The organism is Neochlamydia sp. AcF84 (assembly GCF_011087585.1).
GTDB lineage: Bacteria > Chlamydiota > Chlamydiia > Chlamydiales > Parachlamydiaceae > Neochlamydia.
Map to the genome: position 1 here is coordinate 1 of NZ_VJOT01000037.1, position 23990 is coordinate 23990.

Consider the following 23990-nt stretch of genomic DNA (forward strand, 5'->3'; position numbering starts at 1 on the left):
TAAAAAGCTTAAAAGTGCCCTTTGAACCCTTGAGTATAGAAATTCTTAAATTTAAATTAAATATTAACTTCGGCAAAGAAAGCTTAAGGTACCCTTTTGCTTTTAGATAAGCAGACCTAAGGATTATCTTTAAATAACGTTAAAATTTTTATTTGCGGGAATGGCTGATCACAGCTACAAGAGCTTGACTTAAATAACAACCAGCTTAACACCCTTCCAGCAGAAACATGGCAGCTATCTCAGCTGCAAGTGCTTGATTTAAGTAACAACCAGCTTACCTCTTTTCCGGCAGAGATAAGGCAGCTATCACAGCTGCAAGCACTTATCTTAGGCAGCAACCAACTTACCAACCTTCCTCCAGAGATAGGGCAGCTATCACAGCTACAAGCGCTTGGCTTAGACCGCAACCAGCTTACCAATGTTCCTAAAGAGATAGGGCAGCTACCACAACTACAAGAGCTTGGCTTAGACCACAACCAACTCACCACCTTTCCGGCAGAAATAGGGCAGCTGTTGCAGTTGCAAAAGCTTGGATTAAGCAGCAACCAGCTTATCAGCCTTCCTACAGAGATATGGTATCTATCACAGCTACAAGAGCTTTACTTAAGCAACAACAAGCTTAACTTTCTTCCTATAGAGATTGGGCAGCTATCGCATCTGGAGGTGCTTAATTTAAGTAGCAACCAGCTCACCACCCTTCCGGCAGAGATGATAGGAAGCCTGACTGCTTTAAGAGGGCTTCAACTGAATGAAAATCCGCTGAAAAGCATTTCAGATGAAATAAGGCAGCGTTTTTGCTTGTATTTTGTTTGTAACTGAAATGTCTTGCGTCTTCATCAACTAATAGGTTAAAGGAGCAAATCATATGCTTAAAAGATTCCAAGTATGTAGAGAGCCTTCCGGCTCATCAAAAGCCACTAATATCTTTTCTGCTATTTGTTTCTAAATCTTGCTTGCACGTTTTGGTGTGTTCATGTATACATTGCCCTAAAAACGACTATAATATAATTAATTTAAAGAAACCTATACAATGAACCCTAGCTCTTCTATCTGCATTGAACATTTACCTAGTGAAATACTAGTTCCTATTTTAAAGGCCTGCGCTAGCCCTTCCTTATTTAGCGTTTGCGCAAGATGGCGACATCTTTTGGCCACAGAAGTCATGCCTGATCTTTATAAGCAAATAGCTGAAGTTCATTTTCTTCAAGGAAATGTTAATGAACGGGCTTTTATCTTAGATAAAATTTATGTGCTAGATAATGAGCTTCTTCCAATGCAAAAGGTAAAAGCAATTTTTAAGCAAACCTTTACTCTAGCTAAGTCTCTTTCACCTTTAAGGTTTAAAGAAGGACTTGAGGAAAATAGATATTTCACATTGGCTAATTACTCCTCTTATCTATTAAATATTAATCGCCTCCTAATGTGGAAAAAATTACCCCGTGGAGAGGAATACTTAAGTCAAGAAACAATTAAGTACTTACCTTTAGAAAAAAAAGGAGGGCTTTTTAGTAATTGGATTAAAAGGCATGGCAAAAGACTTACGAAGCTAGATTTACAAGGAATTGGCTTAACCTTTTTACCTCCAGAGGTAGGGCAGCTATCAAACCTGAAAGATCTGGACTTAAGCGACAACCAGCTCACCACTCTTCCGGTAGAGATAGGGCAGCTATCGCAGTTACAAAAGATTATCTTAAGCAGCAACCAGCTTACCTCCCTTCCAGCAGAGATAGGGCAGCTATCTCAGCTGCGGCGGCTTGACTTAAACAACAACAAACTTACTTTTCTTCCTTCAGAGATAGGACAACTCTTGCAGCTACAATGCCTTAGCTTAGATCACAACCAGTTTATCTCTCTTCCGGTAAATATATGGCAGCTATCACAGCTAAAAGAGCTTGGATTAAGCAACAACCGACTCACCACACTTCCGGTAGAGATAGGACAGCTGTCTCAGCTGCAAACGCTTGGATTAAGCAGCAACCGACTCACCGCACTTCCGATAGATATATGGCAGCTGTCTCAGCTGCAAGCGTTTGATTTAAGTAGCAACCAGCTTACCTCTCTTCCGGTAGATATATGGCAGCTGTCTCAGCTGCAATTACTTAATCTAAACAACAACAAACTTACCAACCTTCCTACAGAGATATGTCAGCTACCACAGCTAAAAGAGCTTGGCTTAAACAACAACCAGATTACTACCCTTCCTGCAGGGATAGGGCTACTGTCTCAGCTGAAAAAACTTTACTTAAAGGATAACCAGCTTACTACCCTTCCGGTAGAAATAGGGCAGCTATTGCAACTGCAAGATCTCAACTTAAAAAGCAACCAGTTTACCAATCTTCCTGCAGAGATATGGCAGCTCTCTCAGCTGCACTACCTTTACTTAGACGGCAACCAACTTACCACTCTTCCTTCAGAGATATGTCAGCTATCACAGCTAAAAGAGCTTGGCTTAAACAACAACCAGCTTACCTCCCTTCCGAGAGAGATAAGGCATCTGTCTCGGCTGCAAGCGCTTGATTTAAGTAGCAACCAGCTTACCTCTCTTCCAGCAAAGATAGGGCAGCTCTCTCAGCTACAATTACTTAAGTTAAACAACAACAAACTTACCTCCCTTCCAACAAAGATAGGGCAGCTCTCTCAGCTGCAACAGCTTGGCTTAACCAACAATCAACTCACCACTGTTCCGGCAGAGATAAGACGGCTCTCTCAGCTGCAAGTACTTGATTTAAGCAACAACCAGCTTACCTCCCTTCCGACAAAGATAGGGCAGCTCTCTCAGCTACAAGTGCTTGGTTTAAGTAGCAACCAGCTTACCTCTCTTCCGACACAAATAAGGCAGCTCTCTCAGCTGAAAACGCTTATCTTAGACAGCAACCAGCTTACCTCTCTTCCTAAAGAGATAGGGCAGCTCTCTCAGCTGCAAGTACTTAATTTAAGCAGCAACAAACTTACCTCCCTTCCGACAAAGATAGGGCAGCTATCACAGCTACAAGAGCTTTACTTAGAACACAACCAACTCACCAATCTTCCTAAAGAGATAGGGCAGCTATCACAGCTACAAGAGCTTTACTTAAGTAACAACAAGCTTACCTTCCTTCCGACAAAGATAGGGAAACTATCCCAGTTGCGAAAGCTTGGATTAAATCAAAACCAGTTTACCTTCCTTCCAGTAGAAATAGGGCAGCTATCTCAGCTAAAAGAGCTTGGCTTAAACAACAACCAGCTCACCACTGTTCCGGCAGAGATAGGGCAGCTATCTCAGCTACAAGTGCTTGGTTTAAGTAGCAACCAGCTCACCACTGTTCCGGCAGAGATAGGGCAGCTATCTCAGCTGCAAGTACTTAATTTAAATAACAACATACTTACCAACCTTCCTAAAGAGATAGTGCAGCTCTCTCAGCTGCAAAGGCTTGGATTAAATCAAAATCAGCTTACCTTCCTTCCAGCAGAAATAGGGCAGCTATCACAGCTACAAGAGCTTGGCTTAAGCAACAACCAGCTTAACACTCTTCCTGCAGAGATAGGGCATTTACCCCAGCTCAGTAAACTTTACTTAGACAGCAACCAGATTACCTTTCTTCCGGCAGAGATATGGCAGCTATTGCAACTACAAGAGCTTTACTTAAGTAACAACCAGCTCACCACTCTTCCTACTGAGATAGGGCAGCTCTCTCAGCTGCAAGTGCTTAATTTAAACAACAACAAACTTACTTTTCTTCCGACAAAGATAGGGCAGCTGTTGCAGTTGCAAAAACTTGGCTTAAACACCAACCAGCTTAATACTCTTCCTGCAGAGATAGGGCATTTATCCCAGCTCAGTGAACTTTACTTAGACAGCAACCAGTTTACCTCCCTTCCTGCAGAGATATGGCAGCTATTGCAACTACAAAAACTTTACTTAAGCAACAACCAGCTCACCACTCTTCCTACCGAGATAGGGCAGCTATTGCAACTACAAGAACTTTACTTAAGCAACAACCAGCTCACCACTCTTCCTACCGAGATAGGGCAGCTATTGCAACTACAGGAGCTTGACTTAAATAACAACAAGCTTACTACCCTTCCTGCAGAGATAGGGCAGCTATCTCAGCTGCAAGCGCTTGGCTTAAATAACAACCAGCTCATCAACTTTCCAGCAGAGATAGGGCAGCTATCTCAGCTGCAAGCGCTTCATTTAAGTAGCAACCAGCTCACCAACTTTCCAGCAGAGATAGGGCAGCTATCTCAGCTGCAAACGCTTGATTTAAGTAGTAACAAGCTTACCTCTCTTCCGGTAGAGATAAGGCAGCTATCACAGCTAAAAGAGCTTGGCCTAAACAACAACCAGCTTAATACTCTTCCTGCGGAGATAGGGCATTTATCCCAGCTCAGTAAAATTTACTTAGACAGCAACCAGCTTACCTTTCTTCCGGCAGAGATATGGCAGCTATTGCAACTACAAGAGCTTTACTTAAGCAACAACCAGCTCACCACTCTTCCTACCGAGATAGAGCAGCTATCACAGCTACAAGAGCTTGGCTTAAGCAACAACCAGCTTAACACTCTTCCTGCAGAGATAGGGCATTTATCCCAGCTCAATAAAATTTACTTAGACAGCAACCAGCTTACCTCTCTTCCGGTAGAGATATGGCAGCTATTGCAACTACAAGAGCTTTACTTATGTAACAACCGGCTCGCCACTCTTCCTACCGAGATAGGGCAGCTATTGCAACTACAAGAGCTTTACTTAAGTAACAACCAGCTCACCACTCTTCCTACCGAGATAGGGCAGCTATTTCAGTTGAAAGAGCTTAACTTAAACAACAACAAACTTATCTTACTTCCGGCTGAGATAGGACAGCTATATCAGCTACAATTGTTTGGCTTAAGCAACAACCAACTTACCTTCCTTCCTGTGGAGATATGGCTGCTATCGCAGCTGCAATTGCTTGAATTAGACCGCAACCAGCTCACCGCCCTTCCGGCAGAGATAGGGCAGCTATTGCATTTGCAAAAGCTTGGCTTAAACAACAACCAGCTTACCGCCCTTCCTGCAGAGATAGGGCAATTATCAAAACTACAAGATCTTGACTTGAATAACAACCAAATCACCTCTCTTCCTATAGAAATGAAGGAGCTAACTGCTTTAAAGAAGCTTCAGGTGAATGAGAATCCGCTGCAAAGCATTCCAGATGAAATAAGGGAGCGTTTTTGCCTTTAGCTGAAAAAGTCTGTTCCCTTATCACCTAATGTACTAAAGTCATAAATCGATATGCTGAGTTGATATTGAGAATATAGATAATTTTCCACTAGCATCCGAAGCAGAGAGGGCTTATTCTGCTAAAAGTTTTGATTCTCCATAAAAAAGAAAAAAGTTGACATAAAGCACAACTAGGGAACTCAGGTTAGCAAGCTAAAAGCTTAGAAAGAAAGAGCTTTATCTGTAAGCAACGAATAAGCTTTTAAAACATAGACGGTCCCTCTAGGCCCAAAAGGATAAATATAGGAAACCGTCAACAAATTAACATCCTTAGGAAAATTTTGTGCGTATACTCGACGTGCATAGTCAATGCTCAACAAGCCATTGTAAGCAAATTCATAACAATAGCGTATACCTAGATCAATGGAACGATGATCGATATGGCCATACCCACCAAAGCTCTCGACTGCTAATTTCTGCTTGCCTAAACCCCACAAGCTATTAATATACACGCATACTCGATGAAGATAGGATCGATTCCATTCGTAGGCGGCATTGGCTACCACCCAAGGCGTCCAGCCATCGGCAGTTCCTATTCCTAAAGTCCCCCACCATCTAGAATACCAAGCAAAACCTTCAATATTTTGCTTACCTATAGCAGCATGTAAAAAAGCCTCATTTCTTCCATGGTAAAAGAGACTCATATCATTTACTGCTTTTTTCCAAGCTCTCCTAACGCTCAATCCCATGGATAGGCTAACAGGATCACCAAGGTTATCATCCAGGAAAAGATAACGGGCAGTTAATGCGATATGAGTGCAGTTAAAAGAACGTTTTTTTGTATCAGCAAACGCAGTTTCTAGCTGAAGGCAATAAGGATCATAGGCCACTAGTAGGCTAGCGTTAATCAATTGATCCTTGGAAGAATAATGTCCGCTTCCTTTAAGAGCATCTACAGAAGCGTAGGATTGAAAATGATAGGCAAGCTCTCCATGGACTTGTAAAGGATTGGGATACCAGGGCTTAAACTCAACTCCTGGTAGTAGGCTAGGCAAAACAAGCAATAAATAAGCGAGGCAATTTTTCATTAAGCGCCCAAGCCCCTCGCAGAAAGTTCACGCTCAGCTTCGATAGCTGCCATGCAGCCGGTCCCGGCAGCTGTAATGGCTTGCCTGTAAACATGATCTTGCGCATCGCCTGCTGCAAAAACAAGCTCATGACTTGTTTGGGTAGTTCCAGGCTTAACTGCAATATATCCATTATCATGCAATTCAATTTGTCCTTGCAAAAATTTTGTATTAGGTGTGTGACCTACAGCAAAAAAAACTCCGCCTGCTTCCTGAGTCGTAAGCTCAAGAGTTTTTAAATTTTTGAGCGTGACATTTTGCACTACATTTTCTCCAGTGACTTCTACAATTTCACTATCCCATAGGATTTCAATTTTTGGATGATTTAAAGCTCGTTCTTGCATGATTTTGGAGGCTCTAAGTTTATCACGTCGATGAACGAGGTAAACTTTACTTGCAAACTTTGTTAAGAAAGTCGCTTCTTCAACAGCGGAGTCCCCCCCTCCAATCACATAAAGCTTTTTATCTCGAAAGATGGGCATAGCTCCATCACAGACAGCGCAGGCTGTCACCCCTTTTTGCCAAAATTCTCCGTCTCTTGTCCCTGGAATGTCTAAACGATTAGCTGTTGCTCCTGTAGCTAAGATAACCGCATCTGCATAGTAAGCATGCTCCTTTCCATTGATAATTAAAGGTGCCTTACTAAAATCCACAGATTCCACGTCGTCCCTTAAAATATGTGTACCGAAACGCAAGGCTTGCTTACGAAAGGCCTCCATCAGTGCAGGTCCGGTTATTCCCTCTGGAAAACCAGGAAAATTTTCTACCTCTGTGGTGGTCATTAGCTGACCCCCAGAAGGCCCAGAAAAAAAACCCTCATAAAGTACAGGTTCTAAATTAGCACGTGCTGCATAGATAGCTGCTGTATAACCCGCTGGTCCTGATCCAATGATCACTAATTTCGCTTTTTTCATAGGGATAATCCTGGGAATAATTGATGAATAGACAAAAATCATACTGGATAAAAAATAAAGGATAAAGAAAAAATCTACCTTCTAAGTTTTATTCCTAGTCGCTTACTTTTTGTTTGAAGATCAAGAGAAAAAAAAGTATTAGAGACAAAAGAAAAAGTAGTAATGCTTGATTGCCAAATAATTAGCAATTAATTTAGGATATAAACATTATAAAGTTAATTTATTTATTTCTTGTAAAGCATACCTAAGAAAGGAGCCCTTATGGGTTTTATTAGCCAGATTCAAGAATTTGATATACCTGAAAGAGAGCAAGTCTCTCAGATACAATACTCAAAATTTTCTTTAATTAATTTAAATCCAGAAAGTAAAAGCACCGCACTGAAAGTGGCTAAATTTGTTGGCGCTGCAGGTGCCTTGGTTATTGTTGCTTATTTGGCTCTTAGTCCTTCTTTAGAGTTTGAAGGTAAACCCCTTGATTTTCCTTCTACCCTTTCTTTTTTAAATGATATCAAAGGATTGTTGGAATAATTTTTTTATTCTCTAAGGATAATTAACGATGGGGGCAGGCATCTATAAAAGCAATTTTTTTATAGAACTAGGCATTCCTTTTTATTTATCCATTTTATTATTCGAAAGTATTAGTCTCTTTTAGCCATCAATCCTACTTGTTGACATACAGAATAAACAATCGATGTAGCTACACTCACTAGCGATGCTTTTTTGACCAGCTCGTAAGTAGGATCCTGATCTTCTAGCCATTCACAAGAAGCTGCAATTGCATATAAGCTGCCTACCAAGCTAATACACGATAAAGAAATCTTTAGCGTTTTATCCGCGGTATCTTTCCATGTTGAAATTGAAGGATTACGACGTAATATAGGTTTTTCAATATTTGCTTCACTATAGATAGAAAGTACATGTGTTCCTGCGTCCATAGCGCTTTGAGCACCATTCTTTATTAAAGGGTGAGAGATTAAAAGAGTGCTTGCTTTTAAGATTCTAAGAGAAAGCACCCCCGCTTTCAAGTAGGCCTTCAACAGTTGGTCGTCGATATCATCTTTCAATTCTTGGCTAGCTGCATTGGCAGGTGCCAAACTAACCAGTTGCTTATTTTCAAAATAGTTGTTTTTTTTAATTTCCATTAAAAGCTTAATAAGTTGGTAGGCATTCCATGCTGAACTCCCTCCAGTAACTACTCCTATATCTTTTGCTTGTTTACCATAGCTAAGTATCTCTTTACTTAAAATCGTAACTAGGGCTTTTAAATTTAGAGGAACGGGTTGACTAGTTTTAGCCGCCTGTTCAAATAATTTAAGAGCAGATTCTATTTCGGTTCCGCCGCGCGGTAGAGAAATAGATTCTAAGCTGGCTAGCTCATTAATTTTATCTGAAAGCTCAATTTTACTACCTTCATTAATAGATGACATTTTACTCTCCTTTTGAGGTCAGGGATAAACTTAGATCTCAAGATTTTCATATCGTGTGAAAACCTGTTCCATTGTAAGGCGATCTTGAGTATTAGTAAGGGTCATACTTTTCAGAAGATCTCCAAGAGCTGTAAGCTTTTTCTCATCCACCAGCTCTTTTTCTTTCATCTTTGCAAGCAGAGCATCGATATAGCCATGGACCTCATATTGGGCTGCAGCGGATACACTCTTTGAAGACTTTGCAAGCAGACGCCCTAAAAGCTTTACTTTAGCTTTTAAACCTACCGCTTTGACTTGAGGACAGGCAGCATTTTCAACAAGAAATTTTTCAATACCTCGCAAATTTAAAGAGGAATTATCGGAAGATTTTCTTGCGGTCGGGGGGTGGATCATTAAATCACTTTGCAAAAGCCCTTCTTCAAGCATGCGTATTAAAACTAAGGCAGAGCTATAGACCTCAGCTTTTTTGCTTATTTTTCCTTCTACCGCGGCAAAACGCTGATTACCCGTATGAATTTTTTCTTCGTTATTTTTTATCTTTTGGGTTTTACCAAAATCGGAGAGTTTTACTTTTTTAACTATCCCCTCCTCGTGGGATTGAGTATAAACTAGAATATTCTCAGGCTTTAGATCGCCATGCACATAACCTGCCGCATGTAGATCCTTCACTCCTTTCAAAAACCCTCTAGCTAGTAGAGCCCTGTTTTTAAAGTCATTCTGAAACTGTTCAGGATTGGGTGTTTCTACTATCTGATCTAAAGAATCTCTAACTCTGCTAATTTCCTTTTCTACATCCCGTGTAGCTTTAAGGGTTTTTACTGTATAAGCGCCGTTAATACGTTTAGAATCCCCTACTTCTTCCATTTCAACCGCAAGATTAGCTCCTACATTGCCCCATTGCTCAAGTGATAATTTGTCTAACAGGATAGTCGCTTGCTCCAGCGGTATTTTCATCTCTTCTATAAAGAATTTTTTTACATCAGATGGATTGGATAAAGCCTCGGTCAATGCCACCAAATTAGTGTATTTTTTTAGTACGCCTTCCACAATTTTAGCAGCGTCCCTCGAAGCAAAGCTTTGAGCCACTAGTGGGCGTAGAGTAGCCTTAAAAAGGCTATTACTTATGTTCTTGGCAATTTTAATTTCTTCAGCTATTTCAGCTTTCTTAAAATAGCCTTTAAGCGAAAAACCTCTTTCACTTCCAACAGGCGTGAAAAAAGCGTGGGGAGATGGATCTAAAGAATTGGCGATCCATACACGTTTGGCTTTACCTAGCCCTACCTCTTTATATTCATTAATTTCTCCATCAAAATATTTTATGGCCCAAGTGGAGATTTTTAAAGGTTTCATTAAGAAGATGAGCTCATTACGTTGTCGAAAAATTTTTAAATAACTCTCTTCTAGTTTTTTGTTTGCTTTGCTGTTCTTAGCATCAGTTTCTTGCCACTCAAATTGCTTACATTGGGCATACGAAAGCTTTAACTTATCAATCTTTTTAGAAGCCTCTCCTACCAATTTAAGATTTTGCCCACTAAGATTTAAGCTTAAGAGCTCTTTTTTAAGGTTATCCAATTGCTCAAGCTCTTCCCTAATAGCTGTTAAAGGGCTTTTAGCAGAAGCTATATGCTTTAATTTTGGCGCTGGCAAAGTGGCGAAGGGCGAGTAAAAAACCCTTGCGATGTTTTTCTGTTTTATCTTTGTAGAGTGAGTAATCTTATTTTTAACCCTTTCTAGGTGAGTTTTAATAGATTGAATAAAATTTTCACTTGGAGTTTGAGGAGGGATAGATACTTTTTTTATAAGCGCGATTCTTACCCCCCAAGTAGGATGTTTAACAGCTTTAACCCATTCAGGCTGAACAAGTGTGTTGTTTATTCTGTGGTTGCCAATTTGCCGTGAGGCCTTTTCCAATTTTTGCTCGGCAAAAGATACCCTTCGAACTTCTGCGAAATAGCTAGATGATGGGCTAATCATGCTCATATAAATTCTTCCTATTCCCTTGAGTAAAAGCCGAGCTCTTTCCTCTATAATTAAATTATAGCCCCCAATTATTAATAAATTATTAATTAACCCATCTCTTGATTAACAGATTAATAACAGAAAAACTTAAAGTATTTAATAAAAAGAAATTACAAAAACTTTTCTAGCGAAAAAAAGAAAATTTTAAATAAATTAATAAATATAAAATTGACATAAAATCAACATTACTATTTAATCAGAGAGTCTGAGCCGACCTGTAATCTCAAAAAACTATTAAAAGTCCAGCGATCGCTGCCTTAAATAGTGATAATCAAATTTACATTTATTTAAGAATTTACCACTAAAATGGAACAATAATGACTTTCTTATCTACTGTTCGCGATACTCTATTCTCCCGAGAAAAGGTTGAAGAAAAAGAAAAAGGTTTTGGTACTTTTATTGGAGTATTTGTTCCTAGTATACTCATGCTTTTTGGGGTCATTATTTTCTTAAGACTCGGTTGGATTGTAGGTCAAGTAGGGCTGTCTACCACTCTAATGATTGTAACCTCAGCAGCTTTTATCGCTCTTGTAACCACCCTTTCTATGACCTCGATAGCCACTAATATTGAAATAGGAAAAGGGGGTGTTTACTATATACTCTCTCGTTCGCTAGGAATAGAGATAGGAGCTGCCATTGGACTTCCTCTCTATGTAAAGCAATCGCTATCGATTGCTTTTTGTGTGATTGGATTTGCAGAGTCGTTACATGATTTAATCCCTCAATGGTCGATAGTCTCTATTAGCATAGCCACGCTTATCGTCCTTACCGCTTTAGCCTATTTTTCATTAAGTGGAGCACTCAAAATCCAAGTCTTCATTTTTGTGAGCCTGATAGCTTCTTTAATCTCTCTCTTCATGGGAGGTGGTGAATTTATTTCTCCCAGTCCCGAAAGTTTTACTCCTGAGCCTGCCACATCCCTAGGCTTTTGGACTATTTTTGCTATCTTTTTTCCAGCTATGACAGGCGTAGAAGCCACAGTTTCTTTATCGGGAGATCTACGCAAGCCTGAGCGTTCTCTGCCCTTAGGTACTTTAAGTGCTTTGCTTGTGGCTTACGTTATCTATATGCTTATTCCTGTCTTTTTAGTTAAAAACGTATCTCTCGAGCTATTATCTGCTGATCCCTTGATCATGCAGAATATAGCAAGGATTCCTTCTCTAATTATTCTAGGCATATGGGGAGCGACTATATCAAGTGCTCTAGGAGGCCTTTTAGGGGCTCCAAGAATGCTACAAGCACTAGCAGAAGATGGAGTAGTTCCTCAAATATTTGCACGCACTTTTGGAAAAGATAAGCAGCCTCGTATAGCCACCTTAACCACTTTTTGTATTTCCTTTTGTGGCGTCTATTTTGGAAGTGTTAACGTACTCGCTCCGCTTCTTGCCATGATCTGCCTGATCTGCTATGGCGTTTTAAACTTTTCCGCAGGCTTTGAAACTTTAATGGCCAATCCAAGCTGGCGCCCTCGCTTTCGCATCCACTGGAGTATATCTATGCTGGGAGCGCTCCTGTGTGTCTTAACGATGCTAATGATTGATGCCGGAGCTGCTATTATGGCAGTAGCGCTCATCATCTTATTTTATTTAATTGCCAAGCGCCGCGCTTTAAGTGGTGCCTGGGATGATATGCGCTATGGCATCCTTGTATTCTTTTCACGCTTTGCCATTTATCGATTGGCCTACAGCAAAAGCGTAGCTAAATCTTGGCGGCCTCATTTTCTTGTTTTTTCAAAGAATACAGAAGGCTATTCTAACAACTTACTTGAGTTCACCCAAGCCATTAGCCAGAGTAAAGGCTTTTTGACAATGGCCTCATTTGTTCCTCAAGAGCTTGATAATGAAAAAGAAAAACAAGAATTAAAAAGAACGATTGCAGAAGATCTTCAAAAGCAAAACATTCAAGCCCTTGTCCATATCATGCATACGCCTAAAATAACGGCAGGTATGACACAAATGATCAAAAGCTATGGCCTAGGCCCCCTTCAACCTAATACGCTTGTCTTTGGAGGAGTTGCCGACAACGAGGCGCAAGAATTTGCTCAAGTCATGAAGGAAGCTTATCTAAAGTATTTCAATGTGGTAATCTTAAATGAAAATAGATCGAAAGATTTACTCCCTTTACAAGATAGAAAATTAGCGGGAGATATTCACATCTGGTGGGATGAAAAGAATATAGAAAATTCTGAGCTCATGTTGATCCTCTCCTATATGTTGCAAACAAGTCCTCTATGGAAAAAAACAAGAATTTGCTTAAAAGGAATTGTGGATAATGAAACTCTTCGTAAGCAAGAAATAGAAAAGTTTAAGCAAATTGGTGTAAGCAAAAGACTTCCTTTAGATGTGGAAATTTTAGTTTCCGATGAAAGTAGAGCTTGCTTTTATCCCTTAGTAGAAGAATTTTCTAAAAATGCGGGTATCGTTTTCATAAGCATGCGCGCACCAAAAATGGGTGAGTCGATGGAAGACTACACGGCTTACTTAAATGAAATAACTCTATTTTCTACCAATCTTCCCCCCACTGCTTTAGTGCTAGGCTCAAAAAGCACACCCCTTGATAACATTTTAAAATAAAGAAGAAATACAAGAAAATAAGCCTCTAACAACTTAACAGTTTTTTTTCAAGCATTTTAAGAAGTGCTTCTTAAAAGCTAGATCTCTTATTGACTAATGCTATTTCTTTTTTTATAATACCTTCCTTTCAAATAGGCAAAAAGAAAAATTTACCCTTAAAAAATCTCCTTTTTTCTTCCCTTATCTTAAAGAAGCCCTCTTGATGATAAAGGCTTAACGTTTTCTTTTTTGCCTATATTAAAAGCTGAATCGATTGTTTTAAAACCTACAGTAGAACGCATGCATTATTTTCTAGTGATATCCTTCTTCGCCTACTTTTTTATGCTACTTTGCATGGGGCTATATTTTCATAAAAAGCAAACATCCGCCGCCGATTTTATTATAGGCAATCGCTCGCTCAACTTTTGGCTAACAGCTCTTTCTGCCCATGCCAGCGATATGAGCGCCTGGCTTTTTATGGCATTTCCAGCTGCCATCTTTAGTAGTGGCTTACCTAAGATCTGGATTGCATGGGGATTAATTGGTGGAATGTTTGTTAATTGGCAATTTATTGCTGCACGTTTAAGAAGAGCTACCGAAAAATATAATGCTCATACTCTCTCTACCTTTTTCGAACGCCGTTTTAATGATACGTCTGGGACAATAAGACTCTTAACAGCTGCCATCGCTCTTTTTTTTCTCGCTTCCTATATAGCAGCGGGATTAATAGCCATGGGACTTCTCTTTGAATCTGTTTTTGGCATTAACTACTATGTAGGTTTATCTGTTGCCATGCTTGTCGTCGTCATTTATACCTTGATAGGCGGATTTGTTACCGTAGCCTGGACAGATCTGTTTCAATCTCTTTTTCTGATGGCTATGATTATCTTTGTTCCGGCTTATGCTTTCATGCACCTACCAAATGGATGGCAATCTATTACAGAAGCGGCTAAAAGCCAAAATGCCTCCCTTTTTTTCTTTAAAGATCTCTCCTTCTCTTCCATCCTCGAGGCTATATTTATGGCCACCTGGGGATTAGGTTATTTTGGACAACCTCACATTGTGACCAAATTCATGGGGATTAAAAATGTGGAAGAGATGCATAAATCCAAATATGTAGGGATGTCTTGGCTGATTCTTACCTTGCTAGGAGCCACAGCCGTAGGGCTTATAGGCCTACCTTTTTTTGATGGTCAACTCCGTGATCCTCAACTGGTCTTTATTGATATGGTTCCCCTTCTCTTTCATCCTCTTGTCACCGGCTTTATCTTATGTGCTATCCTTGCGGCCAATATGTCCACCATGGATTCCCAACTTTTAGTCTGTGCTTCCATCATCAGTGAGGATTTTTACAAAGGTATTTTTAGAAAAGAAGCCTCTTCCCAAAAGCTACTTTTAATTTCACGCCTAGGTTTAGTCTTTACCGCTCTGTCCTCATTAATTTTAGCCTATAACAAAAGTACAACCGTTTTAGAAGCGGTACGGTATGCTTGGGCGGGCTTAGGATGCTCGTTTGGTCCTTTAATGCTCATGTCTCTTTATTCTCAATCAGTAAATAAATATGGTGCGGTAGCAGGTATACTTACTGGGGGAATGATTGCAGGCACCTGGGAGGCTTATAGTAAGCAATTATTAGGACATAACGTTCCTGCAGAAATTCCTGCCTTTGTGGTCAGCTTAATCAGCATCTATCTGGTATCCAAATGGACAGGAAAAATTACGGTTGAGTGTGGCAGCAAGGGGTCTTAGAAAGGTTTGGCAAAAATTTCTTGACAATCCGATCGACCTGGTGCGCGTGAGCTAGCTGCCAATGGGTGCCTTTTCGGACGAGTAGCTGCTTTGGCATTTGGGCAATCCTTGCTGTTCTAGCTGCTACTCCAGTCGTACTTCTCTTCAATTAAGCGGCTAAAGTTGAAGCGTTTACAACTCTCCTATTCATTTTCTTTTGTATTTACCCGTATAAAAGTTTGGCGGAGCTTTAACCGTGTAATAAATATTTTATGATTGATTAGCTAGCTTTTCATCTCTTAAGACGTGCTCATGCTCTCCTGCCTTGGATTCCCGTATTTTCATTAGAGGTGTTTAAAGTGTGATCATCTAACGTCTCAGTAGAAGAACTTTCACTAGAAAGCTTAAGGTTAATAGATCGAGCTTTATCAGTACATTCAGCTGCCTTCTCCAGATTGCCTTGTGCTTGGTAAATTAATCCCAAGATGTTATAACAAGCTGCCACGGCGAGATGATTCTCACCAAATAGCCTAAGGTTAATGGCAAGAGCTTTCTCACCATATTCAATCGCCTTGCCCAGATTTTTATGTTTCTGATAGATTTGTCTCAGAGCAGAGTAACAGATTGCCACAGCAGGATGATTTTTACCATAAAGCTTACGTGCAATTTTCAGTGCTTCCTTCCAATACTCAACTGCCTTCACTAAATCGCCTTGCTTTTGATAGATCCTTCCCAACCACTCGTAATCTTGGGCCACGAGAGGACAGTCTTCACCAAAAAGCTTAAGATCAATGGCAAGTACTTTGTTGACATACTCGGCCGCCTGTTGCCAATTGCCTTGTTTATAACATATTGTTCCCAGATTGGTGTAACATACTTTCACATGGAAATGGTTTGCATCAAAAACTTTAAGTTTAATAATGAGAGCTTTATTTATATACTCACCAGCCTTTTCTAAATCATTTTTTTCTAGATAGATGTCCCCCAATAAGATGTAGCATACTGCTACCCTTGGATGATTTTCACCAAAAAGCTTAAGAGTAATGGCAAGACTTTTGCTGATGTGCTGAGCTGCATGTAGTAGATTCCCTTGTTTCTGGCAAATCGTTCCTAACATAGAGTGATATCCGGCCACATTGATATGATCCTCACCCAAAAGCTTAAGATCAATGGCCAGAGCTTTTTTGAAACATTTTGCTGCCTGGTTCAAATTTCCTTGGTTATAGTAGATTGCCCCCCTTTTGATATAATCTATTGCTACGATACGATGTTTTTCGTTCAAGACTGTAGGATCGATAGACAGGGTTATTTTATAATACTCAGCCGCTTTTTCTAACTTTCCTTGCTCATGGTAAATTTGTCCTAGGTTGTTATAATCAGTTGCCACCTGGGGATGATTTTCACCATAAAGCTTGAGATCAAGGGCAAGAGCTTTCTCGGCATACTCAGCAGCTGTTTCTAAATCACCTTGTTCTAAATAGATTTGGCTTCGGTCATTATAAAGCCATGAAACATCTGAATGACTTTCATCAAAAAGCTTAAAATCAATGGCAAGAAACTTATTGGCAAATTCAAAAGCCTTGCCTGTTTTGCCATGCGCTTGATAGATTCGTCTTAGATTATTATAATTCATTGCAATTGCTAAATGATCTTCCTCAGAAAGCTTAAGGTTAATAGCAAGAGCTTTGTTGACATACTCGGCTGCCTGTTCCCAATTGCCTTGTTTATAGTGGATTGCTCCCAGATTATTGTAAATCTTTGCTACATGGGGATGATCTTCGCTTAAACGCTTACGTTCAAGGGGAAGCTCCTTTTGTATGTAATCAGCCGCCTGTTCCCAATTGCCTTGTTTAAAGTGGATTGTTCCCAGATTATTGTAAGCCTTTGCCACCTCGGGATGATCTTCACCAAAAAACTTAAGATTAATGGCAAGAGCTTCCTCGGCATATTCAGCAGCCTTTTTAAGTTTTCTTTGGCTTAAATAGATCTGGCCCAAGTTGGCATAAATTGCTGCTAAATCAAGATGATTTTCATCAAAAATTTCGAGGATAATGGCAAGCGCTTTCTTGCAATGCCGAGCTGCTTTCTTTAACTTGCCTTGCTCTTCATAGATTTGCACTAAATTTTTATAATTCTCAAAAACAGTGTGATTGTTTTCACCAAAAAGCTCTATGTTAATAGCAAGCGCTTTCTTAAAGTATTTAGCCGCCTTGCCTAAATTTCCTTGTTCATGGTAGATTTGTCCCAGCTTGCTGTACCATATTGCTCCAGAAGGAAAATTTTCGCCTAGCGACTTGGGCTTAATAGCAAGAGCTTTTTTAGCATATTTAGCCGCCATATCTGTATTACGCTGTTCTTTATAAAATTGTCTCAAATTACTGTAGCATATTCCTACAACGTCAGGATATTCGCCTAAAAGCTTTACCTCAATGGTGAGAGCTTTCTCGGCATACTCGGCCGACTTTTCGAATTTTTTTTGGTTTAAATATATTTGGCTTAATTGGGTATGATATAATGCTACAGTCGTAGGATCTACACCCAAAATTTTACGTCTTATGGCAAGAGCTCTCTCAACATACTCAGCTTCCTGATTTAAATTGCCCTGTTGTTGGTAGATTATTCCCAAGCTGTTGTAATCTCTTTCTAAAATGCGATAAATTTCATCCAAAAACTTAAGGTGCATGGCAAGAGTTTTCTCACTACCCTCGGCCGCCTGCACTAGTACGCCATAGCTTTGGTAGGTCATATCTGGGAGGTGACGTTTTTTTGGCCCAGAGCGTTGATTTTCATTCAAAATGCTGGGGTTAATGGCAAAAGCTTTCTCGACACACTTGGTTGCCTTATTGGGCTTACCTAGTTCTCGGTAGATGTTTCCTAATTCATGGTAATCTTTTGCCACCTCAGGATGCTTTCCATTAAAACACTTAAGTTTAATTGTAAGTGATTCCTTAACACGCTTAGCCGCCTTCTTTAACTCGTTATGCTCTTGGCAAATCAACTCAAGGCTTTTGCGATAAGATGTGACCTTGCTAGAATTATTCCCATTAAGTTTACGCTCAACGATAAGCGCCTTTGTGGCATGCTCAGCTGCCTTTTGCCATTTCCTTTGTTTTAAATAGGCTTGACTCAGGTTATCATAAAGCTCCGCAATATCTGGATGATTTTGCTTCAAAAAGTCAAGGTTAATAGCAAGCGCTTTCTTGACATACTTAGCCGCCCTTTTTAAATCACCTTGGGTTAAATAGGTTTGGCTTAGCTTGTTGTAAAGTATTGCAACATCAAGATAATTTTCATCTAAAAAGTTAAGGTTAATAGCAAGCGCTTTCTTGACATACTCAGCCGCCCTTTTTAAATCACCTTGGTTTAAGTAAGTTTGGCTCAGCTCGTTGTAATCCCCTGCTTCATTGAGATGGTTCTTACCTACAAGCTCTAGGGCAATAGCAAGCGCTTTCTTGGCACACTCAGCCGCTGGTTCTAAATTACCTTGGCCTAGATAGGTTTGGCTCAACTTTTCATAATCTTTGGCTACATTGCGACGAACCTCACCCAACAATCTAAGGTTAATGGTGAGAGCTTTCCTGGCTTGCTCAGCCGCCTTGTCAAAATTGCCTTGATTTAAATGAATTTGACTTAGTTGAGTATAATATGTTGCCCTCTTTGAATGATCCCCACCAAAAAGCTTAGGATCAATGGCGCGAGCTTTTTTTAGACACTCAGCTGCCTCCTTGAAATTTCCGTGGTTTAGATGAATTTGGTGCTGGCGCATGTAGTTTTTTATTAAGTGGGCGTGATTTTCTCCATGAAGCTGTGATCCAATAAACCATGCTTTATTATTACGCTCAGCTACCTCCTTCGGAGTTCCATACATTAAGTGGATTCGTGCCAGGTTTTCATAGCCTTTTTTTACTAAGAGATAATTTTCTCCAAAAAGCTTACGATAAATTGCAATTGCTCGATTTATGCACTCAACTGCCTCTTTTCCACTTCCTAGATCGAAGTAAAGCATCCCTAAATTATTATAACAAGCTGCCGCACTTGAATGATTCTCTCCAAAAAGCTTACGATTGATTTTGAGAGCGTGATTTATATATTCTAATGGCTTTTCTTTTTGCTTTTCTTTATCCCATACATATAATTGCTGATAAAGGCACCCTAGGATGTTAAAACGGCTTGCTACCGCTGGATGATATTCTCCAAATTGCTTAAAATCAATATCGAGTGCTTTCTCAATCCATTTAATTGCTTCTTCTACTTCTTCGTAATCTGCGTAAATCAAGCCTAGGACGTGGTAAACACCTGCCATCCTTGCGTGATTCTCACCAAATAACTTAAGATCTATTGCAAAAGCTTTATTAATATACTGAACCGCCATTCTTAAATTTCCGTAATCACAGTAAATGGTTGCTAAGTTAAGATAATTTATTGACACATTTGCATGATGTTTGCCAAAGTGCTGGACATTGATTTTAAGCGCCTTCCTAGTATATTCAATTGCCTTTTCTAAACTTCCTGCTTTTTGGAAGACATATCCTAGATTGCTATAAGATGCGGCCGCCTTTACATGATTCTTACCATAACGATCAGTAATAATTTTGTGAGCCCGATCAAAATAATAAAGTGCTTTTTCTGAATCATTTTGTTCTATATATATTAATCCTAAATTGTTATAGCTGGTTGCCACTTTTAAATCTTTGTGAGAAAGCTCCTCGTAAATTTTGATAGCCTTTTCAGCACAATCAATTGCCTTCTTTAACTTGCCTCGCTCTTGGTGAATTAAACAGAGATTATTAAAATCTCTTGCCATGTTGAGGAATGTTTCAACATACTGTCTATGATCGATTTTAAGTGCTTTAGCAATATAATTCTTCGCTTGCTTTAAATTCTTTTGTTCATAGCAGGCCATTCCTAAAGCATTTAATAGATTAGAATTTTCTGGATCGTTTTCTGTTGCTAATAAGTACCCTCTTATTGCCTCTTCATGTTGAAAAAGCCTTAAAGCTATGCTTCCTTGAATCTGTGGCGAATCATCATCTAAAGTGGAAGAAGTAAGTATACTCTCAGGCCCTAAATCATTCTGCTTTATATATATCAATCCTAAATTGTTATAACTGGTCGCCACTTCTAGATCTTTGTAAGAAAGCTTTCCGGAGATTTTGATAGCTTTTTCAGCACGATCAATTGCCTTCTTTAACTTGCCTCGCTCTAGGTAAATTAAACAGAGATTATTAAAATCTCTTGCCATGTTGAGGGATGTTTCAACAAACTGCTCATAATCGATTTCAAATGCTTCAGCAATATAATTCTTCGCTTGCTTTAAATTCTTTTGCTCGCGGTAGGCCATTCCTAAAGCATTTAATAGATTAGAACTTTTTGGATCGTTTTTTGTTGCTAATAAGTACCATCTTATTGCCTCCTCGTGTTGAAAAAGCCTTAAAGCTATGCTTCCTTGAGCCTGTGGCGAATTATCATCTAAGGTAGAAGATGTAAGTATACTTTCATCTCCGGATAAAAAAGCTTGGATAGCCTGATAGAATGGAATAAAAAAGCTATAAATTTTTTTTACTTTTTCTAATGCTCCCTCATTTAAAGCAAACTGCTCTTGGATAAGTTCAGGTTCATCAAACCCAAAAGGTTTAAGCAGAGGATTCATCATCTCTTTTTGTGCTTGATAATGAGAGTAAGTTTTAAGGCGCATGAATAACGCTATACTTATCCACTCGTCTAGCTTTGTAGACGCACCTTCTGTTAAAATTCCTTGCTCCTTTAGTTGCTCGATCCTACTGAAAGTATTGGAAGCTACTATTTTTTTGAGAAGAGATAGCCGATCCACGGCCAGATGGGGAAACCGGTACAAATCATTTTTCACTTTAAAAAGCATACCTTGCCTTTCTAAATGGCCCATTCCTGGGTCAAAAGATATCATATCCTCTTTGACTAAATGAACTTTAGCCAAGTATTGACGCAGGTTAAGGTTTTTTTGGTAAGGCGTATTAAGTTTTTCTTGAATGTTTTCAATGTACTGTTTAGTTAACTCATGATTACCTAGGAGGTGAGTGAAAGTCAAAAGTTCCATAGGAAGATGAGGCTCTTTCTGATGCCACCATTTACCCTTTTCATCTTGAGCGACATATTGAGCCATCTTTTCAGGAGTTTGGATAAGCTCAAAAGTCTGGCGATTACCAAAGGGGGTTTTACACCCTTTTCCTTCTGCTCCTTCCCCATCAAATGCAAAACCTCTTGGAGTAATTCCATCAAAAAAACCTATGTCATTTAAGCAAGGAATGTTTAAAGCAGGAAGAATGGTTTCTCCTAAATTGATGACCTTTAAGTGAATTAAAGTAGTCAAACGCTTAAAATACTCTCTGTTGTATGGAGTATCTTCTTGCACAAGAATGCCAAATTCTAAATCTGAATATGGCGTCATTTCTTCTCTAGCTAACGAGCCAAATCCTATCATTGCATATTCACAAGGAGTTGACCCTAATGTTTCAATGGCCTGCTTTGCCAAAAGCTCAAAGAAAACTTTTATCTGTTGTGCAATCTCACCATACAACTCTCTTACTTCTTCAGGAGAAGGGTCTAAGCCGAGAGCCTGAATTTTATCTTCTATTTTCTCTCTAAACTTTTTCAATGCTTGGCGATTGGTAATAAATTGCTTCTTCATAACCGCCAAACTTAAGGGGCTGCCATTGCATGCTCTAACAAGCAAATTTTGAACTTTGAAAAGCTTATCGTTAAGAATTTTTTGCTGCTTTTGAGTAGACATATGTAAAGCATAATTGTAGAGCCCCGCAGCGTGCAAAAGCGTTTCTGGCGTTCCTTTTCTTAAATAAATATCACCCAATTTTTCTATGCAAAAGCTTTCTTGGATAAGGTCTTTCTTTTGGACAGCATATTTTAAGGCAAGCGCATATGCTTCTTCGATTCTCTCTACTGAGAGCAAGCTATTATTTTGATGATGAGGAGAATTAATATCCTTTATATATTCTAAAATCTTTTTAAAATAAGGCTTTTGTTTTTGAGGTTGGTACTCTACCAAAAGCTTAATGTTGCTTGGCATATGTTGTTTAAAACTTTTAGCACAGCTTCTAGCATTAGCAATTCCTTTTAATTCCTCATGGGTTAAACTACTAAAAGAAAGAAAAATTTTTTGGAAAATTTTTAAGGGCAAAGCAGCTAAAGGATTGGAGAGATTAAATATTTCTTTTTTAGCCGTCCCATCACCTTGGGGTACTTTTATTGCCAATTGTTTAATTTCTCCCCTTATAGTTGCTATTTTAGCTCTTTTATAGTAGTAAAAAGAATTATCTTCTCTCCACAGAACATTAGATGAAGTTTTTGACTTAGAGTTGTTTAATGAAGATCTTTTATTTTCCCCTATTTTATCTACTGTTTTAACTTTTTTATTAGGATATAAAGAATTATCTTTTCCTGAAGCAGCATGTGGAGAGATTTTAAACTTTGAAAGAATGATTTTATCTAGCTTTAAGGGCTTTTGAGAATAAATAAAATGGCCCCCTAGATCCACTATAAAGATATATTCTTGAGGCCTTTCTTCTTGAGGAATAGTTTCCCATTCCTGGGATCTATTTTCTTCAGATAAGCCTGCTTGCGAAAAAATTAACCTATCATGAATCCCGCAAATCAACTGTTCCTCATTAATTGTTACTAATCTTATTGGAATAGATAAAGCCGATGCTAATAAATCTCCTTCACCTAAGCCGCTTACCCAAGCTCCTTTTCGTATTATTTCTTTAGCTCTTTTACTGTCGGTGTGTTTAACAATGTCTGAGAGCACTTCTCTTAAATAGGAAATTTTATCTTTTCGATCGTCTAGCAAGGGTATCTTTCTAGAAAGTCCTTTATAGCTTCCTAAAAAAGCCCTAAAAAAGCAGTCGCCGTCACCCGCCACACCTTTTAATTTAAAGCCTTCTTTTTGTAGATAATCAGCAGCAACATTTACTTTTGCTACTAGTGAATCGCTAATAATAGTGGTAGGGTCTTGCCACAAGAACTCAGCTATTCGAGGTTGGTCCCACTGATTAGAAGAAGAGCTTAAAAGAGAGGATTCATCACCGGTTTTTTGATTTACTTCAAATAGTTTAGAATCAACCATTTCTGAAATCTCTTTCCACTTCTCACTTTGCTCAATTAGATGCTTCCACTCTTTGCAAACGCCTCGTGCATTAGATAAATCTTGTTGACTCAGCTTCTTGAAAATCTCTAAGCTAATTTCTGCATACGGGCCTAGCCTTAAATAAGGCTTTTCTTTTGCTAGTTCCTTAAATTCAGGAAATCCATAAGAGCTAATAGGGGAACTCTCCAAACTCATTCGCTTATCCTTATTTTAGCTTTTGGTGCTCTTAAGTGGGTTTATAACGCTGTTAGCGATTTTTTTATCTTTTTAAAGCCACCCTCTTAAAAGAAAGACAAAAAAATAATATTTTACCTTTCATACTAAAAACCTTGCTTAAAAGCTACTTCTTTATTTTTTTGGTCTCAAAACAAGCAGGGACACGTGCCTCTTTTTCTATCTATTTTTGTTAATTTTTCAATCTAAGGATCAGACTTTTAAGCTTGAAAGATGCAGACCATTTTTCAAGCCTCAAAAAAAGTGGTTATATCTTTCTTAACGAAGCTTGTATAAAAAGTGATATAGTGGATACAGCATTTTTGGAAGATGAGCAGAAAACGAGTTTTAGTCTAATTAATAAAAAATAAGATTATACGCTTTTGAGCTGCTTCTTATGCAATCCCGTACTTTATAAAACCCCTCTCGTTAATTAGAGAAAAGGCTCTCAGTTTACTGGGTATGCAAACTTAGTTTTTTTTGAAGCGTGTTATATATTTTTTAAATAGGTTAAGAGTGCTCGACATAAAGAAAAACATCGAGCGATTTCCCTACAGAGTCTATTAAAATTCTCGATAGGCCCTTTTAAGCTAAAGAGCATGAAGAAACTAAGCATATAAAAAATTCAAATTTTATGAATACCAAACTACCTAGGCATATAGTGGATACGAAATAACAGTGGGAATATGTTTCT

The 23990-nt window shown here is 38.9% G+C and carries 9 protein-coding genes and 1 pseudogene; 5 read left to right on the forward strand and 5 right to left on the reverse strand.

The window, feature by feature from the left end:
* Nucleotides 1-183: 183 nt before the first annotated feature.
* Together NEOC84_RS10135 and NEOC84_RS03355 are read left to right on the forward strand one after the other, a co-directional pair.
* Nucleotides 184-819: pseudogene (locus NEOC84_RS10135) on the forward strand (leucine-rich repeat domain-containing protein); the annotation flags it as partial.
* A 211-nt stretch (nt 820-1030) separates the two neighbouring features.
* On the forward strand, nt 1031-5200 hold the full coding sequence (locus NEOC84_RS03355) for a leucine-rich repeat domain-containing protein (RefSeq protein WP_166155287.1): 4170 nt from the start codon (nt 1031-1033) through the stop codon (nt 5198-5200).
* Between the two features lie 200 nt (nt 5201-5400).
* Here NEOC84_RS03355 and NEOC84_RS03360 read toward each other — a convergent pair whose 3' ends face one another.
* Together NEOC84_RS03360 and trxB are read right to left on the reverse strand one after the other, a co-directional pair.
* Entirely contained in the window at nt 5401-6267 is an 867-nt protein-coding gene (locus NEOC84_RS03360) for a hypothetical protein (RefSeq protein WP_166155289.1), read from the reverse strand.
* Nucleotides 6267-7220: a thioredoxin-disulfide reductase gene (gene trxB, locus NEOC84_RS03365; RefSeq protein ID WP_166155291.1), complete on the reverse strand. Its 954-nt coding sequence runs from the start codon at nt 7218-7220 to the stop codon at nt 6267-6269. The genes NEOC84_RS03360 and trxB overlap by 1 nt, the downstream gene beginning before the upstream one ends.
* 261 nt (nt 7221-7481) lie before the next feature.
* Between trxB and NEOC84_RS03370 the strand changes: the two genes are divergently transcribed.
* Nucleotides 7482-7748 (forward strand): hypothetical protein, encoded by a 267-nt coding sequence (locus tag NEOC84_RS03370; RefSeq protein ID WP_166155293.1) that lies wholly within the window; start codon nt 7482-7484, stop codon nt 7746-7748.
* 110 nt (nt 7749-7858) lie between these two features.
* Here NEOC84_RS03370 and NEOC84_RS03375 read toward each other — a convergent pair whose 3' ends face one another.
* Both NEOC84_RS03375 and NEOC84_RS03380 read right to left on the reverse strand, forming a co-directional pair.
* The gene (locus NEOC84_RS03375) at nt 7859-8647 is read right to left on the reverse strand and encodes a hypothetical protein (protein ID WP_166155295.1); all 789 of its coding nucleotides are present in this window, start codon (nt 8645-8647) and stop codon (nt 7859-7861) included.
* A 30-nt stretch (nt 8648-8677) separates the two neighbouring features.
* Nucleotides 8678-10627 carry a serine/threonine-protein kinase gene (locus NEOC84_RS03380; protein WP_166155297.1) on the reverse strand — a complete coding sequence of 650 codons (1950 nt, stop codon included), beginning with the start codon at nt 10625-10627 and terminating at the stop codon, nt 8678-8680.
* Nucleotides 10628-10983: 356 nt separating this feature from the next.
* Between NEOC84_RS03380 and NEOC84_RS03385 the strand changes: the two genes are divergently transcribed.
* Both NEOC84_RS03385 and NEOC84_RS03390 read left to right on the forward strand, forming a co-directional pair.
* Entirely contained in the window at nt 10984-13239 is a 2256-nt protein-coding gene (locus tag NEOC84_RS03385) for an amino acid permease (RefSeq protein ID WP_166155299.1), read from the forward strand.
* A 333-nt stretch (nt 13240-13572) separates the two neighbouring features.
* Nucleotides 13573-14967: a sodium/proline symporter gene (locus NEOC84_RS03390; protein WP_242678179.1), complete on the forward strand. Its 1395-nt coding sequence runs from the start codon at nt 13573-13575 to the stop codon at nt 14965-14967.
* A gap of 289 nt (nt 14968-15256) precedes the next feature.
* Here NEOC84_RS03390 and NEOC84_RS03395 read toward each other — a convergent pair whose 3' ends face one another.
* Nucleotides 15257-23278 carry a tetratricopeptide repeat protein gene (locus NEOC84_RS03395; protein WP_166155301.1) on the reverse strand — a complete coding sequence of 2674 codons (8022 nt, stop codon included), beginning with the start codon at nt 23276-23278 and terminating at the stop codon, nt 15257-15259.
* Between the last annotated feature and the right edge of the window lie 712 nt (nt 23279-23990).

Bases quoted from the DNA above. Each gene is read 5' to 3' on its own strand.
- NEOC84_RS03355 (WP_166155287.1), top strand. From the start codon at position 1,031: ATGAACCCTAGCTCTTCTATCTGCATTGAACATTTACCTAGTGAAATA.
- NEOC84_RS03380 (WP_166155297.1), bottom strand. From the start codon at position 10,627: ATGAGCATGATTAGCCCATCATCTAGCTATTTCGCAGAAGTTCGAAGG.
- NEOC84_RS03375 (WP_166155295.1), bottom strand. From the start codon at position 8,647: ATGTCATCTATTAATGAAGGTAGTAAAATTGAGCTTTCAGATAAAATT.
- NEOC84_RS03385 (WP_166155299.1), top strand. From the start codon at position 10,984: ATGACTTTCTTATCTACTGTTCGCGATACTCTATTCTCCCGAGAAAAG.
- NEOC84_RS03390 (WP_242678179.1), top strand. From the start codon at position 13,573: ATGGGGCTATATTTTCATAAAAAGCAAACATCCGCCGCCGATTTTATT.
- NEOC84_RS03395 (WP_166155301.1), bottom strand. From the start codon at position 23,278: ATGAGTTTGGAGAGTTCCCCTATTAGCTCTTATGGATTTCCTGAATTT.
- NEOC84_RS03360 (WP_166155289.1), bottom strand. From the start codon at position 6,267: ATGAAAAATTGCCTCGCTTATTTATTGCTTGTTTTGCCTAGCCTACTA.
- NEOC84_RS03370 (WP_166155293.1), top strand. From the start codon at position 7,482: ATGGGTTTTATTAGCCAGATTCAAGAATTTGATATACCTGAAAGAGAG.
- trxB (WP_166155291.1), bottom strand. From the start codon at position 7,220: ATGAAAAAAGCGAAATTAGTGATCATTGGATCAGGACCAGCGGGTTAT.